Genomic DNA, 16,332 nt, shown 5'->3' on the forward strand with positions numbered 1-16,332 from the left:
CCGGAAACCGCTTCAGATAAACCTCACCTCACCCCAGGGCGGCTTTAAAGCGCTGGCTGAATGTTCGCTGGGCAATGCCTGGGTAGAGACGCAAGAGAGATCAACATGAAACAACTTTATAGTGCGATGGCGCTGTTCGTCCTGATGGGTTTCAGTACGATCGCGAGAGCAACGGATTGTCGTGTAAATGGCGGGCCGTGGAATTTTGTAGGCGCCGGCGGGACGCTCAACCTGCAAGTCCCTGTCACCGTCCAGCTGGGGGCGGACAGAACCCGGATCATGCTCGAAGGGGTGAGGTTGGAGTGCCGATTCTCCGGTTTTGGTGGTAGCCAGCCCTGGTATACGGACTACTGGGCAACGTCGGCAAGAGTCGGTCCCGCCTGGGTGCCCGGTCCCAAATTCACCCGCGAAGGCACCGGTCTACGCATAAATGGAAGCTACTACAACACCCCTGTTCCGAATGGTATTCGAATGACGACCATGCCTAATAACGGCGTAGGGGTTCCGGTCGATGTAACGCCGTATATTTTGATACGCAACAATCCGACTAACCCCATCGATGTTCGAATAGGCGATGTCCTCGGAAGGTTAAACCTCGACCAGACCAATAATTATAACTCCGGCAGTTCAGCGCTTGCCCTGACGTATATCGCCGCCAATAACTTCTCCATCTCCCCATCAACCTGCACGATCAACAATAACAACCCGATCGAGATCAATTTCGGCAACGTCCACCAGCGGGCCATCGGCGCCGATCCGTTGACCACGACGATTCGCAGCGACCGCAGGCTTACCTACTCATGCCCGGACGGCGGGATTACCACGCCGATAACCATTTCCTACAAAGGCAGCCCGTCATCGTTCGATACACGCCTGCTGAGGATGACCAATCCGGACGTGGGCACTGCCCTTCTCCGTGGGGGGGCTGCGGTTCCAGTCAACGGTTCGTTCCTGACCCACATTACCAACAGCGTGGGGGGCGACGATGTGACGTTTTCTCTGGTTCGGCGCGCGGGGTCGCTACCTGCCGCTGGCGCCACCAGCGGCAGCGGGGTATTGGTGATGGGGGTGCCGTAACACCCGCGCCAGGCTCATTCTTCCTCACTGCCCTCGGCACGCCAGTAACCGACGGCCTTGAGGAACGCTTCATCGACCTTGTGCGTGTCCAGCAACACCCGACGCACCTGGCGCGACAGCTTGGTTTCCATCGCGACGAAGGTGTACAGCGCGCCGCTCGGCAACGTCAGTGTGCGCACGGTGTCGAGCAGGTCAACCTGGCCGCGTAGCACCCAGATCACTTCCACCTCGGCCGCGCTTTGCAGCACCTGTTGCTCGGCCGCATCGGCGATTTCAATCACCGCCAGCACCTTGCGCCCGGTCGGCAGTTCTTCGAGGCGGCGGGCGATGGCGGGCAGGGCGGTTTCGTCGCCGATCAGCAGGTAACTGTCGAAGATATCCGGCACGATCATCGAGCCCCGTGGGCCGCCGATGTACAGGTGCTGACCGACTTGGGCCTGTTCGGCCCAGGTGGAGGCGGGGCCATCGCCGTGCAGCACGAAGTCGATATCCAATTCGCCAAGGCTGAGGTCGAAACGCCGTGGCGTGTAGTCGCGCATCGCCGGCTGCGGGCCATCGCCCTTGATGCTGAACGTCGGGCTTTGCAGCGCGGCCTGCTCGGCGGCGTTCTGCGGGAACATCAGCTTGATGTGATCGTCACTGCCCAGGCTGACAAACCCCGCCAGCTCAGGCCCGCCGAGGGTGATGCGGCGCATGCGCGGGGTGATATCGACCACCCGTAGCACGTCGAGGCGACGGCGTTTGATTTCGTGGGTGACGCGATGGATGACGGGCGTATTCATTGGGTTTTCCCCTGGACAGGTTGAACGGCCGGGCCGTCGACGATGGCGCGGGCGGTGCTGTTGAGCAACGCGGCGACGCGCGCGATTTCTTCGGCGCTCCAGCGCCCATGGTGCAGTTGCAGGGCATGGCGCAGGTTATGCACCGCCTCGTGGATTTCCGGCGGGCGATCATGGCCGCGCAGCGAGCGTTTGCTGACATCGATGCGCATGCGCACGCCTTCCAGTGCAATCGCCTGCTCAACTAAAGAAAGACGACCGGCGTCGGTCAGGGTGTAGCGTTTTTTTCCACCTTCGGCGTCGCCGCTGATCAATTCGCTTTCTTCAAGAAAGGTCAGGGTGGGGTAGATCACGCCGGGGCTGGGGCTGTAGGCGCCGTCGAACAGGCCTTCGATCTGGCGGATCAAGTCGTAGCCGTGGCACGCCTGTTCGGCGATCAACGCCAGCAACAGCAACTTCAGGTCGCCGGGGGCGAACACGCGTGGGCCGCGGCCGCCGCGTTCGCGGCCGGGGCGTTTTTCGAAGCCGTCTCGGCCGTCGCCGTGGTGGTGGGAATCATGCTCTCTCATTTTGGGCCTCTCCGTTCTGGTTAAGATATAACTTAAGATATATCTTAAGGCCGTTCAAGATCAGTCGACCAATGGTCGCGGCCCTACTTAACTACCACCGCCTCGCGTGATGCGCCCAGCATGCTGATAGCCCTTCCCATGTGCATGGAGCCAGTGCGATGAGCACATTGATTTCCCCCCCTTACTCGCCGACCTCCTTGGAAATACGGGGCTATCTGCATCAGATCGGTCACCAGTTACTCGAAACCGACACCCCGTTACTGTCCAAACGGCCGCTCCCCATCGAGTTGCAGCAGTTGGAAAAACTCAACCAGACGCTCAAGGCGTACACGCAAGCGCATGTCGAAAAAAATCGTGCGCTGTACGCCGATGTGGCCCAGGCCGACCTGCAGAGTGACGAGGGCAAGCAACGGCTGGCGACGCTCAAACGCGACCTCACGCCGCAGTTGCAGAAGCTGGACGAAGTCGGTGTGCTGGGCAGCAAAAGCCTGCGCACGTTCATGGCCAACGACGCGGGCCTGGTTGCGTTGGAACTGGAAGCCAAACTCAACATTCAGGACTATCTGCTGCATCGTGAAGAAGCCCGGCTGGTGCAGAACCTGGGGCTGGGGCCGAGCTTTCGACCGGGCATCTATGCGCTGACCTTCACCTACCAAGCGCAGACGATCGAATTCGCCGGGGCCTTTGTGCTGACCGAAAAAAACACCCCCATGGTCACGCAACTGACCGCTGCGGATGACGTCGGCTTCGTGGTGCTGTTTACCCCGGCCCGTGGCTTCGAGTCGTTTGGCTCGCTGGCCGAGATGAACAGCCGACTGCGCGAAGCGATGGCGGTCGGCAGTTGGCGTAAGGAGTTCATGAGCCTGCTGCCGCGCCAATACCAGGGGCTGTCCGTCATGGGCGTCTGGCCTCTGCTGTTGGCGGCCATCGATGGCGAACCGCTGTGCGAACACACCTACGACGCCCGGCTGGCCAAGCGCGCGCTGGATATCGACTGGGCTCTGAACAACCCCGGCCCCAGCGCCCAACACCTGCTTGCCGAGCTGGACGCTGCGATACGCGCCGCGTTGCCCGACTTCAGTCAGCGCCTGGAATTGCGCGCCCAACGCCTGCTGGACCGCTGCCTGGAACACAGCGCCCCGGCCTGGTACCGCAACGCCCCCAGCCACCAACGCGAGGCTCTGGCGCGGCACCTGACCGAGTACGACGAGGCTCGGCAAACCCTGCTGAACCTGTTCGGCCATGCCGCCTCGCCGCAGACCCTGGCGCGCTATCAGTTGCTCGAACAACTGGCCACTGACCTGGAAATCAACGACCTGGACCCCGACCGCCTGCACGTGCGCACGCGTCGCAGCGTGGCCAGGGTCGGCACCTACGAACAAAAACACAGCCTGACCGAGCTGGCGCTGCGCGGCCTGCACAGCGGCGACGAACTGGCCGGGTCGACGTTTTTGCTCAATACCTCCTTCACCTATGGCGACGCGCCGCTGCCCGAGGCCTATCAAGACTTGACCGCCGACTATCTGGTCGGCCTGCTCGACACCCTCAAACCGCGTGTGGCGTTTGAAACCGTGCGGCGCGAGTACTACGCCAAACCCGAGATCCATGCCGCCATCGAACAGATGCTCGACCGCCGCCTCAATGCCCTGGCCTACACCGCCATGCTGCAACACCACATCACCGAGGCCGACTATCAACGCTTTACCCGCCTGCGTCGCGGCACCGACGCGCAACTGCGCGCGAGCAGCGTGGCGCTCAATGGCTACGTGCTCAAAGACCTCTGGCTGCTGCGCGAGAGCGACGAGCAGGGCGGCCTCACGCGCTTGCTGCTGTGTACCCCCGAAGCGCCCCAGGCCCAGCAGTTTCATGGGTTCGACTCAGAAGTGCTGTGCCAGGCCCACCTCCTCGCGTGGTGTGCAGACGACGCCATGCGCGCTTATCTGCTGGAGCAAGTCGCCCTCAAGTCCCGTGCGGGCCTGCACACCTTCATGACCGGCCTGGGCTTCATCCCGGCACACCAGGAATACCGTCAGGTCACCTTCAGCGAGGCGAGCAGCCACGCCGACTGCCTCAAGGCCTTGCGCGGCCAACTGCTGGCGGTGCAGACCGACGATTACCACTGGGGCACCCCAGCGTGGTACCGCGCGGCCAGCGAGGCCCAGCGCCGACAATTGACGCTATTGGCCGAGCAGGCCGAAGGCGCCGCCAACACCTACGCACAGCACCCGTTGTCCGACGCTCGCTTCATCACCTTCGAGCGATTCCTGCATGCCCAGGCCAAGGCACAGCTCAATACCCTGCTCGGCCGCCAGCGGCAAAACGATGTCGACCCCGATACGGTGTGGGTGCAATACCCCAAAAACTTCCCGGCGTTAACGCGCCCCGCGTCCGTGACTTATACCCGGCTGTATCGCGATGGTTATGAGGAATCCCTGGGGTTTCTCGACGCCAAGTTCGAAACCGTCGCCACCTTCATGGGCCCGGCCGGGGTCGACCTGAGCAAGCTCACGCCACGCAACGTCGAGCTGTCAGTGCGCGGCGTGTGGATCGGCCAGCGCTACGCCGATGAAGTCCAGGCCAAACTGCAAAACCCCACCAGCCCCGGTTATGCCCTGCGCCGCGATGCAACGCTGGCCATCAACCAGTTGCAGTTGCGCAGCGCGGCGCTGGAGTCGCGCCTCAAAGGCCATATCGTCCAGGTCGATCTGGACTGGCTCGAGCGCGCCATCCAGAGCCTGGACGACACCTCGGTCGAGACGCGCAGCACCTACCGCGTGCATCGCCTGATGATCGACGGCGACTGGGTGATCGACACCCTGCTGTTCAGCCACGCCGCGAACCCGGTGTTGCTCTATACGCCGCAGGCCCCGGACGGCGTGTTCTTCCGTGAAGCCAGGCAGTTCAACTACCTGCTGAAAAAAGTCGACGGCATGCTCGACTACTTCTGCACCCGCGTCACGGTGCAGTCCCAGGTGCGCGTGCGGCATTTTCTGCAAACCGCCCAGGCCGGCCTGCCCGCAGACCTCAACAGCACCGACCTGAGCCTGGCGCGCTACGACACGATCGAGCGCGTGCCGCCCGTGCTCGACCTGCGTCACCTGCTGCACGACATGAAGCTGCAACGCAAGATCGACGACGTCGCCGCCACCACGGTCAATCGCACTGACATGATCATGGGCCTGGTCTGGCGTTGCCTCGAACCGCTGATCGCGATTGCGACCGCGCCGTTCCCGGTGTTGAGCCTGAGCCTGGGCCTGCTGCTGGCGCTCAAGGACGGCATGCTCGCCCTGCACGCCTACAACCAGGGCGACACCGACGCCGCGCTGCAACATTTCGTCGGCTACCTGAGCAACAGCCTTGGCGCGGTGTTCACCGACCTGCGCCCGGCACTCAAGTCCATCGGCCCGCTGGTGCGGCCGATGCGCCACCTCATGCGCCCAGCCGCGCCGCGCGAGGCCATGGCGCTGATCAAACAATTGCAGCCCCCGACCCCCGCGCCCGCCGCTATGCAGGCCGTACTATTCGAAGGCCGGCCGTTATGGGCGCCCAAGCAACCCGATGCCTTGGGCCGCTATCTGCTGTTTCGCCAAGACCCGGTGAGCGGCAAACTGTTGTCGACCGCGCGCCTGGTCAACCAGACGGTCGAGGGGCGCTGGGTGCGCTCGGGCCTCACCGGCGGCGCGCCGAAACGCGCGCTGCCGACACCCCACGCGTTGCAGCGCTATGAAGTGCCGATCGAACAGGCCAAGGACTATGAAACCGTGATGACATTGGAATTTGGGCAACTCTCCAGTGTCGATCAGTTGTTAGGCGAGGGCACCCGCGACAGCCTGCTGACCTATGAAATGAGCTCGCTACGGGCTCCGTATTTAAAGGCATACCTGCAGTTGCGCAGCGACGCCGACACCTTCTTCGCCCAGCTCAAACCCATCGTCCCCAGGGCCGATGTGCTGGCCTTGGAAGTGAACGCGAGCCATCGGCATATCCTGGAAAGCGCCTTCAAGGAAAACCAAGGCTTGGTGCTGGGCGCGGTGCCTGGCTCGCTCGCCGCCAAACAACTGCTGATCGACAACATGCCCACCCTCTACGAGCAGGGCGTGCGGCGCCTGTATATCGAATACCTGCCGGGCGACTTGTTCCGGGCCAAACTGGACAAGTTCAACGCCGGCGGCAGCTACAGGCACATCGGCGACTATCTGAAAAAAGTCGAGGCAGCCCTGGGGATCGCCAAAGACTCGCCGCACTCCTATCGCGCCCTGATCCTTGCCGCGCGCCGCGAAAAAATCGCCGTCTGTGCGCTGGATGCGTCCACCGGCTACGAGGTGGACAAAGCCTTCAACCTGAGTAACGGTGCGATGGTCAGCCCGCGACCCAACGCCCAGCGCAATTTTTATTCCCACAAACTGATCGAGGCCGACCTCGCCGAAAAACCCAGCGAAGGTTGGGTCGCGCTGGTCGACAGCCGCCGCCTCAACACGCACACACAGACCCCAGGGTTGGCCGACCTGCAAAAGACCCTGAGTGTGCGCGTTGAAGACGTCGCCGCCGGCCAGCCGGTAGGCATCTGGAACGACGTGCCCGGCTCGATCGCCGACGACCCGTTGGCCAAAGCCGATTTCAAGCTGACCCTGCCAACCTCCTACAGCGCGCCCCCTGTGTTCCTCAGCGCACCCCGCGCGGCTAACACCTTCAGCGACTTCGATATCGACCCACGGTTCACCCACGAACTGCACCAAATGGGCAAAGACCCGCATCCGTTCGACACCCGTTACGGCTCCCTCAACCCGAAAATCGCCGCCGCCGAAAACGCCTTCCGGAAAACCCGCGACCGCCTGAACAAGCGCGCGCAGGAGTTCTTCAAAACCCATGAACTGCCACCCCGGCCCACCTTGCCGGACCTGCCGGCGAACACCACGCCTGCCGACTTTATCGAACGCAGCTACCAACACGCCCCAGGGCTGATCATCTGCGAGAGCCACGCCGAGCAATCGAGCAAAGCCCTGCTGATCGATCAGATGAGCGTACTCAAGGCGCAGGGGGTCAAAACCCTGTACATGGAGCACCTGTTCACCGACCTGCACCAGGCGCACCTGGATGCCTTCCATCAAACCGGGGTGTTGGCCAAACCGCTCAAAGACCACCTGTGGACCCTCGACCGTGGCCACATGATCGAGTACCTGGGGCCGCACACCTACACCAGCGTGGTGGAGGTGGCGGGCAAGCACGGCTTGCGCATCCGCGCATTGGATTGCGTATCGAGCTACTACACCAAGGGCATGAGCGAACCGCGCACGTCGCGGACGTCGATGTTCAACTTCTTCGCCAGCGAGGTCATCCGTCAAGACCAGGTCGCCCAGGGCGCGCACAAGTGGGTGGCGCACATGGGGAACGGCCATGTGTATCCGGTCGAAGGGATTGCCGGGGTGGCCCAAACGCAAGGCGCGATCAGCCTGCGGACATTCGATGTACCGACGGGCACGACCACCGAGTTGCGTTCAGGGCTGGAGTGGACAGTGGCCTACGGCTCGTCGTTGTACCCCAACCGGTTGACGGCGATCCGCAGCGACTTCACCTTGAGTGTCGGCATCCCTGGCAAGCGTCCTCCTCCCGCCTATGTGCCCGCCGATCGTTCACGCTTGACGCGACCGGGACAGTTCATGGTCGAGCAGCTTTCACCCCACGAAGTGAACCTGGTGCATCACTCGCGCAGTGGCGAGATCCTCACCACGCCGATCCAGATCGACGATCAAGGCCGCTTCTTCATCGAACGCTGGGCAGAACTGAAGGACGAGCGCTTTACCGTGTTCGAACGACTGCTCAGCGCCCTCGATCAGGTGCTCAAGCTCACGCACGTCCAGTAGGTCTGGCCCCCCCCTGTCGGCATGCGGCAGGGGGGAAGGGGAGTCCACTGCGTTGTCCAGATCATTGACGAATTGCGATATTCTAGCCCACCCGACGATGGTGATTGTAAGCGATCCATCACCCACACATTCAAAGCCTCAAGTTTAAATCCGGTGCTGTGCTCCCGATTCTTTTCTGGTGCCAGCCCCTCATGATGCGACCCGACGCCAAAGTCGAAAATCTATGGTCACCCCCTTTTTTGCAATGCTGATCAGTGATGGTTAGTTGGCTTGCCTAAATCTATCCGGCGTCTGGTTGGAGCACGCTCCGCGCCACAATGAGAGTCGCGCCTGGCAATCCTTAAAAGTGTACCGGCTTGAAAAGCCGATTTTCGACACAGGTTCTTTGCCAGGCCGGTGGGCCGTTCACGTCATCGATTGTTCAGTCATCGCAAAACCTAGGTGGGTGATTCTTAGCACAGCACAACATCAGCTTCAGGCAGCTAAAGCCTCTGGCCCGGTTTCAAATTGCGTATGGTGAGCCGCTATCGCCCATGCGATTCGTGCCAGCGTGTTGGCCAAAGCGCATGCCACGACGTTCGAGTGGCGACGACAGAGCATTGAGCGCACCCAATCGGCCAGAGCGCCGTGCTGATATTTCAGCCTAAGCATGTAAACCCTGGCGCACTGCACCAACAATCTTCTGAGGTTCTTATCGCCTCGTTTGCTGATTCCCAGCAGAGTCGCCTTAGGCAGTTGTTTTTGCAGGTGAATGGGCGGCTGCGTAGGGATAGGCGGGGTCACTGGGCCGATTATCTGTGAGAGCCACGCCGAGCAGTCGAGCAAAGCGTTGTTGATCGAGCAGGTGATCAAGCTCAAACATGTTCAGTAAGCCGGAGCATCAGGATTATTTGGAGCGGGTGCCTGATGGGGGGAGGTGTGACTTTGTATGGCCGAAGCGGACGTGAGAACGAGCGAAAATAGGCGGCAGACCAACAGTATTGTGACTGTGGTCTGACACCTGTTTTGCGGCTTTGGCAAGAAAGCGTAAGCGTCCAGCCAACACACGTTGCCGGCAAGGGCGAAATGATTTGAGTTCGATGCATTCCTTGTAGAGAATCCCCGCCTTTGGCTCGAAAGGATGCGTGCAATGAAGTTCGAAGGGACTTTTCAATACATGGGCAATCACGGGATCGTTTTCAACGTATCGCAGATCACCCTCACCGACAGCGAACGCGGGCGCCTGCGCGAGCTGCATTTTGGCGAGGCAGGACGAGCCCACTATGAGGTCAACAACAAGGTCGTCGAGGTGTACGACAAGATGTTGGCCAAGAGCCTGCCGTGCGTGATGATGATCGGCATCTCCAAGCCGCTGACCCGGCAGCAGGGCGATGTTCTCAATGCCCAACGCACCAAGATCGCTAACCTTGCTGCCAGTGCCTTCGCTGGTGCCACCTCTGCTGTGGCCTCCCCATACGTCGGTGTTCCTGTAGGCGCCGGTGTGCGCATGTACGCCAATGAAATCTTGCCCACCTATCATGCCGGCGACGTACTGGTCAGCATCGAGGCGCAGGTCAGCGGCGGCATCGGCCCGCAACGCTCCAGCTCGACACTGATCATCAAGACCTGACTGGAGATGCACATGTCTGAAATTATCCAACTGGTCATTGCCCTGGTGCTGTTCTTTCTGCTCGACCGGTTTCTCAAGGCATATCTGCTTCGCAAATGGCTAGGGGTGCTGTTAGTGGTGGGGGGCGCGGCCGGCTGCGTTGCTACGGGCCAAATCCGCTTGTTAGGGTTTGATCTGGGGTTGCTGTCGATCTTTGCCGTTGCGCTGGGGGTGGGGTTGTTCCTGAAGCGGCGGCGGTTTGAGCGGGTTGGCTGAAGGGGAGGCGTTTGCGCTCATTCACCGAGGTCAGCCGGTGCCGCACAGTTTGAACGTATAGAGCAATGCTCGCATGTAGTTTCAATACTACAGTCGCGGCTTTATCGGCTAAGTTGGTTTTTATATCTGTGCTGCTTTTATTGATTTATCTGTGTGTCACTCAAATCTTACAGTTGTTTTTTTGAAAGTCGTATTTATTGTATTTCTTCCTCCAGCGTAATGGCCTATTGGCCTGCATGTTTCTCGGAGCGTGCCTGCTTACGTTGAGCTTGATTTGGTCGATTATTTGCGGCGGTGAAGGTTCATAAAAAATGAACCTGATGCCCAGGTGTTAGTTGGAAGTGAGTCTTGACTTGCTTTTGAGTTAACCGCCTTCCTTTAAATGACTATTAGGTATTCAAGCATGATCAAGAAGTTTGCTGTTCTGCTCCCTCTGGCTGTTGCGGTATTGGGTTCTTCGGCTGCCATGGCCGCCAACGATGCAAGTACCACGATCAACATCAAGGCCGATATTCCGACCAAGCAGTTCCACGCCCAGCCTCTGGACCCCAACTTCGGTCGTGACGAAATCATGACCTACAACACCGTGACCGGTGAGCTGAGCACCCTGTCTTCGATGTTCACCCTGAAAAACACCGGCGGCTCGATCGATGCCTACCTGCAGGATGGTCCGGCAGCGCTCACCAACGGTACGGACTCCATTGCGCTGACCATCAGCCTGGGCTCCGTGGCCCTGACCGGCACCCCGCAAGAAGTGGCCGCCGATGCAGAGTCCAACCCTGGCCTGCAAAAGCTGATGACCATTAAAGCCGCCAAGCCGGCGGACACCCAGGCCGGTCTCTACACCAGCGTCGCCACCGTGATCTTCGACAACGTGCCGCGCACCACTTTCTAAGCGCCCGGCACTCGATAAGGCCTGGCCTTATTGATCACCCGACCACAGGCGATATTGCCTGTGGTCGGTTCCCCGATGGTTTGCAGTTCGCCCTAGAGTATTAAGTTCATGTTCCCGATGAAACCCATCGCGGCGGCGCTGGCCTTGCTTGCCTGTTCGGCGGCTTTGGCAGCGACTGACACTAGTTATACGCCGCGCAGTTTGCTGGCTCAGGCGAAAGGTCTGCCGAGCGAATTCGAAGAGCACTTTTTTGATGTGCCCCTGGCCGTGCGTATCGAGCGCGACGAAGTCTTGTTGGGCGAGGCGATGGTGGTACTGTCGCGCGATGACCGCCTCACGCTGCTGGACTTTACCGATATCAGCGACAGCCCGGTACAACCGGCTGAGCGCGATACCTGGAGCAACTATCTGCAACAAGGCGTGGCCCTGGGAAGTTGCACGCAAACCTGCCCGGAAAAGATGTTGGCGGTGCATTACAACCTGGAAAACTCGCTGGTTTCGATCCTCACGGAGAACGCCGAGCACGACACCGATCATCAACGTTATTACCACCAGCCCCAGGATGGCAGCACGGGCCTGATTGTCAGCAATCAGTTGAACCTCAACGGCGGACAAGACCAGGAACTCGGCGGACGTTTCGGCGTTGAAGCCAGCAGTAGCCTGGGTAACTGGAGCCACGCGCTCAACCTGCAACTGGCGCGCCTCGGCGGGCCGGACACGCAGCTCTATCACGCACTGTATTCGCTGTACGCCCAGCGCGAATTCGAAGGCCGGTTCCTGCGCCTGGGGTATTTCACGCCTACCTCCGAGGGGCTCAATCGCCAGCCGCGTGCGTTCGGCGCCGCGCCGGATATCGCCGTCGGTGTGATGCTCGGCAGTTCCGACAGCCTGGCCATCAGCAATCCCAAGCCTAGCGTGTACCCGATTTACGTCACCTCCAACCGCCAGGGCTCGGTGGAGATCTACCGCAACGGCCTGCTGATCAACACCCAGGCGGTGGCGGCCGGTTTGCAGAGCATCGACACGCGGCCATTGCCCGGCGGCATTTATGAAGTGGAAGTGCGCCTGGTCGAAGACGGCCAGGTCACCGCCACCACCCAGGAATTGGTGTACAAGCCCAACAACTGGCGTAACCACGACGAGCGCTGGCGCTACAACCTGTTTGCCGGTCGCGAAAGCACCCTGTTCAACAACTGGGAGCAACGCGACAAGGGCGACATGACCGCCGGCGCCTCGGTCAATTACCTGCTGCACCCGCGCGTGATCGTCGGCTTGTCCGGCCGCCAGGTGCAGGACCGCATGCAATACGGCACGTCCATCGACTGGACACTGGCGACCCATGCGAGCCTGTACGCCAACGTCTACCAGACCCAGGACCACGGCACCGGCATGGACCTGCAAGGCCTCTACAGTTATGGCGCCGGCAGCGTGATCGCCAGCCACAACCGCAGTTGGCTGGACACCCGCAACACCTACGACACGCTGCCCGACGGCACGCGGCTGCGCACCCGGCAAACCTTTGTCGGCCAGACCAGCACCTCGTCGCTGTCGATCAACCACCGCCTGATCAACCAGCATTCGCTCAATGCGCGCCTGTCCCACAGCCAGGGCAACGTCGAGGGCGTCGGCCTGGACCTGGGCTGGAGCAAACACGACACGTTGTTCGGCAGTGATGCCAACTGGCGCCTGTCGCTGTTCGACCGCCCCGCCAGCCACAGCACCGGCGACCGGCGCAACCGTGGCGTCGACCTGACCCTCAACCTGGCCCTCGGCGGGCCGGGCGAACAGTGGTCGGGCAGCATCGGTTCGCGCACCTCGCGCGACGGCAAGCGCGACAACAACGGCTCGCTGACCTACCGCAAAGACCTCAGCGACCACGTGCTGCAGAACGTCTCGGCCACCGTGCTCACCGACACCTACGGCGTCGGCCTGTCCGGCATGGCCAGCTTCCACGGCGACACGCTCGCCGGCGATGCCTTTGCCCAGCGCTCCTCTTTCAACGGCAACCTCACCGGCGGCCTCAACCTGCACAGCACCTTCGCCGTCGGTGGCCAGAAGATGGCCCTGACCAGCCAGTACCACGGCGACGGCGCGGGCATGATCGTCGATGTGGAAACCGATCTGGACGACATCACCCTGCGCGCCGACGACCTCAGCGGTGGCAGCACCACGCTGCGGCCGGGGCGCAACTTCGTGCCGATCACGGCGTATAAAACCGGCTCGGTGGCGTTCGATTTCGACGGCAACCACCCACCGGCGGCGAACATCCAGCCGCCGCGCAGCGCTTACCACATCAACAAAGGCGGGGTGGACTACCGCAAGATCAGCGTGATGAAAACCGTCACCGTGCTCGGTCGCCTGGTCGACCCGCAAGGCCGCCCGCTCAAGGGCCATCACGTGATCAACCACGCCAGCCGTGGGGTCAGCGAAGTGGACGGGTTCTTCTCGATGGAAATGAACGCCGGCTCGCCCACCTTGGAAGTGCGCCAGGGCAACCAGTTGCTCTGCCAGTTCCGCCTCGACCCGAGCCAGGCCCGCAGTGAAAACGATGTGCTGATGATCGGTGATTTACGTTGCACGCCGGACACCCTGGCGGATGCCGCACTCACTCAACAGCAGTCGGGTTGACTCACACAGGATTGAAGACATGAACATCAAGCCATACCAACTGCTGCTCGGGGCACTGGCGCTGGGCGTTGCGCCGTCCGCCATGGCGCTGAACCAGGACATCACGGCGAGCTTTCGGCCCGACCCGAGTCAGGCGCAGCACAATAAGTTCGTCAACACCACGCCGGTCAGTGGCTACTGCGCGGCCTACCCCAGTTTTTGTGTTGGCATCTTCAGCATTCGGTTGCCGGTGCGCTATGACTCTGCGCAGCCGCTGATGCCCGGCACCGACCCGCGTAATCACGCGATGTTTTCGGTGCCCGCACAGTGGCGAACCTTGACGGTGACACATACCGAGACCGGGGAAACCGAGCAGGTCGAGCTGCGTGTTGCGGGCATAGGCTCCCAATATGAACTCAGCGACACGGTAGAGAACCTGACAGGCATCCCGAATGCGCTTTCCGCCCACCGGGCCTTGTGGGGGGGGTTGAGCTGGGTGTATCCGCCTCCACCCTGCGGCTACACCGGCCATGGTTTTTTCGGGAGTAAAACCTACGCGTTTTTCTGGCGGACTCCCGTTGAGGGGGCTTGCGTCAAATTCACGCATTATGCGATTCCTGCCATGGGTTACACCTATCTGGACTTCGCCTACGAACTGCGCACACCCAACCCCTTGGGCATGTCATCAGGCACCTACACCGGCCAGTTGACTTACCGGGTAGGCCCAGGCGCTGACTTCGACATGGGCGACGTGATGTTGCCCAGCGATAACGCGATCAACCTGAACTTCGTCCTCGCCGTGGACCACATCCTCAAAGTCGAAATTCCGCCGGGCGGTGACCGGGTCGAGCTGGTGCCTCAGGGCGGCTGGCAAGCCTGGTTGCAACAGGGGCGCAAACCGTCGCGGTTGTTCCGGGACCAGACCTTCAATCTCTACGCCTCCTCGCGTTTCAAGATGCAGCTGGCCTGCGAGCGGGTGATCGGCGACACCTGCGCGATCAGGAATGCTGCCAACGGTCATGAAGTCCCGGTGGATATCCGCGTGAGTTTGCCCCACGGCCTGAGCAACCCCGACGGCTCGGCGGTGAGTCGCCAGCCGCTGCTGTTGAGCGGCGCGGGCACGCAATTGTTTAAACCGGCCATGTACGTCGACCGGCGCCCCGGCACGCTGCATTTCGAGGTGAGCCAACAGGCGGTCGCCGAGATGCTGGCGCAGGACCCTGGCACTTACGCGGGCGCGGTCACGGTTATTTGGGATTCGCAAGTCTAGTGCGTTGGCCTCGGGCCAATCGTTAATGAGGTGTTATGCAATGAAAGTATTAGCCGCAATCCTGGGCATATGGTTGGTTTCCCTGGGCGTCCAGGCAGGCCCGAATATCAACGTCGGCGTGGTGTATGACTACCTGGACGGCAGCAAAAGCAGCTACCTGAAGCGCATCTTCAATGGCGGCACGAGTACCGCCTTCGTCAGGGTCGAGATCCTCGAAATCGTCTACGACGCCAGCGGCGTGCCCCAGGAAGTGCCGCTGCAATCCCAGGCCGACGCCAGCACCCGCAATGGCCTGATGGCCAGCCCCGCGCGCCTGATCGTGCCGGCCAACGGCATGCAGAGCACACGCTTGTTGTACATGGGCGAGCGCGCCAGCGAGCGGTATTTCCGGGTGCGTTACATCCCGGTGGTGCCGGAAAAAGAAGACGCCTTTGCCCTCTCCGAAGAAGAGCGTGAGGAATATCAAAGAACCTTGCAGGCCGGCGTCAGCGTATTGGCTGGCTACGGCACGGTGTTTTTCGTGCGGCCCAAGGACACCCGCTACGACACCCGCATCGACGACGGCGCCGCGCGCTATGAGCTGCGCAACAACGGCAACAGCGTGATCGTGGTCGACGAGTTCAAGAACTGCGTGGCCGGCAAGCCGACCGACTGCCATCCGACCACCAAAAACCACGTGCTGCCGGGGCGCACCTTTGCCTTCGAAAAACAAGCCGGGCGCCACTACACCTTCAAGCTGGTGGAAGGCGACACGCAGAAGAATCAAGAGGTGAAAGGATGAGCCGGTGGGCCATGTTGGGGCTGTTGAGTGCGCTCAGCTTCAGCGCCCTGGCCGCCCGCGAGGAGGCGGTGTTTCAGGTGTCGGTCAAAGTCCCCACCAGCGACTTTTATGTGTTGCCGCTCAACCCCGGCTTTCTGGAGCGCGAGCAAACCATGCGTTGGAACCCGGTGACTGAAACCCTGAGCGCGTTGCGCGAGCCTTTCGACGTGAAAAACGTGCTGGGCGCGGTGGACGCTTACCTCGCCTATGCGCCGGTGTTGTTCAACGGCCGCGACAACATTGCGCTCAAAGTCACCTTCAACCAACAGGAACTGGGGCTTGACGCCTTGCGCGTGGTGCCGGAAGAGGAGGCCCGCGTCGGCAAACGCGTGCTGCTGGAAATCGCCGCGCAGAAGCCTGACGACGGTTATCTGCCCGGCCAGTACTTCGGCAACGTGCAGATCATCTTTGACGCGTTGCGCCCATGAGCGGCGCGCCGTATTGGAATCGTTCGAGGACGAGTGAAGGCGGCGCGCATGAAGCAAACGTCACGGTGATCCGGGATTCGCAGATGTAACAGACTAACTGTCTACCGCAGTTGCCCATGGCTGCAGAACTAGTTTCCCTGGCTTGGGTGAGTCGCCGACTCA

The 16,332-nt window shown here is 61.2% G+C and carries 11 protein-coding genes and 1 pseudogene; 9 read left to right on the forward strand and 3 right to left on the reverse strand.

Going from position 1 to position 16,332, the window contains the following annotated elements:
- The first annotated feature begins 105 nt into the window (after positions 1-105).
- Complete coding sequence (locus tag U5A08_RS05590) at positions 106-1,077, forward strand: fimbrial protein (protein ID WP_253393549.1); 972 nt, start codon at positions 106-108, stop codon at positions 1,075-1,077.
- A gap of 14 nt (positions 1,078-1,091) precedes the next feature.
- Here the strand turns inward: U5A08_RS05590 and U5A08_RS05595 are convergent, their stop codons facing one another.
- Together U5A08_RS05595 and U5A08_RS05600 are read right to left on the reverse strand one after the other, a co-directional pair.
- Positions 1,092-1,859: a siderophore-interacting protein gene (locus U5A08_RS05595; protein WP_253393550.1), complete on the reverse strand. Its 768-nt coding sequence runs from the start codon at positions 1,857-1,859 to the stop codon at positions 1,092-1,094.
- On the reverse strand, positions 1,856-2,425 hold the full coding sequence (locus tag U5A08_RS05600; protein ID WP_253393551.1) for a PadR family transcriptional regulator: 570 nt from the start codon (positions 2,423-2,425) through the stop codon (positions 1,856-1,858). The genes U5A08_RS05595 and U5A08_RS05600 overlap by 4 nt, the downstream gene beginning before the upstream one ends.
- Before the next feature lie 158 nt (positions 2,426-2,583).
- Here U5A08_RS05600 and U5A08_RS05605 point away from each other — a divergent pair, with 158 nt between their 5' ends.
- On the forward strand, positions 2,584-8,286 hold the full coding sequence (locus U5A08_RS05605) for a membrane-targeted effector domain-containing toxin (RefSeq protein WP_321850674.1): 5,703 nt from the start codon (positions 2,584-2,586) through the stop codon (positions 8,284-8,286).
- 474 nt (positions 8,287-8,760) lie between these two features.
- Here U5A08_RS05605 and U5A08_RS05610 read toward each other — a convergent pair.
- Positions 8,761-9,015 (reverse strand): annotated as a pseudogene (locus tag U5A08_RS05610) (transposase); the annotation flags it as partial.
- Between the two features lie 400 nt (positions 9,016-9,415).
- Here U5A08_RS05610 and U5A08_RS05615 point away from each other — a divergent pair.
- The 7 genes from U5A08_RS05615 to U5A08_RS05645 all read left to right on the forward strand — a co-directional run bounded on the left by U5A08_RS05615 (position 9,416) and on the right by U5A08_RS05645 (position 16,170).
- Positions 9,416-9,895, forward strand: coding sequence for a hypothetical protein (locus U5A08_RS05615; RefSeq protein WP_253393553.1), 480 nt, complete (start codon positions 9,416-9,418; stop codon positions 9,893-9,895).
- Between the two features lie 12 nt (positions 9,896-9,907).
- Entirely contained in the window at positions 9,908-10,150 is a 243-nt protein-coding gene (locus tag U5A08_RS05620; protein WP_253393554.1) for a hypothetical protein, read from the forward strand.
- 403 nt (positions 10,151-10,553) lie between these two features.
- Positions 10,554-11,045, forward strand: a complete 492-nt coding sequence (locus U5A08_RS05625; protein WP_253393555.1) for a CS1 type fimbrial major subunit — start codon at positions 10,554-10,556, stop codon at positions 11,043-11,045.
- 108 nt (positions 11,046-11,153) lie between these two features.
- A complete protein-coding gene (locus U5A08_RS05630; protein ID WP_253393556.1) occupies positions 11,154-13,673 on the forward strand; it encodes a TcfC E-set like domain-containing protein in 2,520 nt (839 codons plus the stop codon).
- A gap of 19 nt (positions 13,674-13,692) precedes the next feature.
- The gene (locus tag U5A08_RS05635; protein WP_253393557.1) at positions 13,693-14,922 is read left to right on the forward strand and encodes a hypothetical protein; all 1,230 of its coding nucleotides are present in this window, start codon (positions 13,693-13,695) and stop codon (positions 14,920-14,922) included.
- A gap of 40 nt (positions 14,923-14,962) precedes the next feature.
- Positions 14,963-15,703 (forward strand): molecular chaperone, encoded by a 741-nt coding sequence (locus U5A08_RS05640; protein WP_253393558.1) that lies wholly within the window; start codon positions 14,963-14,965, stop codon positions 15,701-15,703.
- Positions 15,700-16,170: a CS1 type fimbrial major subunit gene (locus U5A08_RS05645; protein WP_253393559.1), complete on the forward strand. Its 471-nt coding sequence runs from the start codon at positions 15,700-15,702 to the stop codon at positions 16,168-16,170. The genes U5A08_RS05640 and U5A08_RS05645 overlap by 4 nt, the downstream gene beginning before the upstream one ends.
- Positions 16,171-16,332 lie beyond the last annotated feature (162 nt).

This window comes from Pseudomonas paraveronii (genome assembly GCF_963681955.1).
Taxonomy (GTDB): Bacteria; Pseudomonadota; Gammaproteobacteria; order Pseudomonadales; family Pseudomonadaceae; genus Aquipseudomonas; species Aquipseudomonas paraveronii.